At 72.7% G+C, this 506-nt stretch carries 1 protein-coding gene; it reads right to left on the bottom strand.

Features of this window, described 5'->3' with window-relative positions:
• Window positions 1–506: zinc-binding dehydrogenase (locus tag HL189_RS22565; RefSeq protein ID WP_369135971.1), on the bottom strand; the 506-nt coding region annotated here is incomplete at both ends.

The raw sequence follows: 506 nt of genomic DNA on the forward strand, positions 1-506 counted from the left end.
ACCGCGTCGATCGCCACGTCCACCCCGAAGCCGTTGGTGTGACCCTTGATCGCCTCCACCGGGTCGGTCTCTCTCGAGTTGACGGTGTGCGTGGCGCCCAGGCCCTTCGCCCAGCCCAGCTTCCGGTCGTCGATGTCGACGGCGACGATCGTGGTCGCCCCGGCCAGCTTGGCCCCGGCGATCGCGGCGTCGCCGACGCCGCCGCAGCCGAACACCGCGACGCTCTCCCCGCGCTGCACCGCTCCGGTGTTGATCGCCGCGCCGACCCCGGCCATCACCCCGCAGCCGAGCAGGCCCGCGGCGGTGGCCGGGGCGGCCGGGTCGACCTTGGTGCACTGCCCGGAGTGCACCAGCGTCTTCTCGGCGAACGCGCCGATCCCAAGGGCCGGGGACAGCTCGGTGCCGTCGGTCAGGGTCATCTTCTGCGCGGCGTTGTGGGTGTCGAAGCAGTACTGCAGCTCGCCCTTGAGGCAGGCGCGGCACTGCCCGCAGACCGCCCGCCAGTT

The organism is Modestobacter sp. I12A-02662 (assembly GCF_041028325.1).
GTDB lineage: Bacteria > Actinomycetota > Actinomycetes > Mycobacteriales > Geodermatophilaceae > Modestobacter.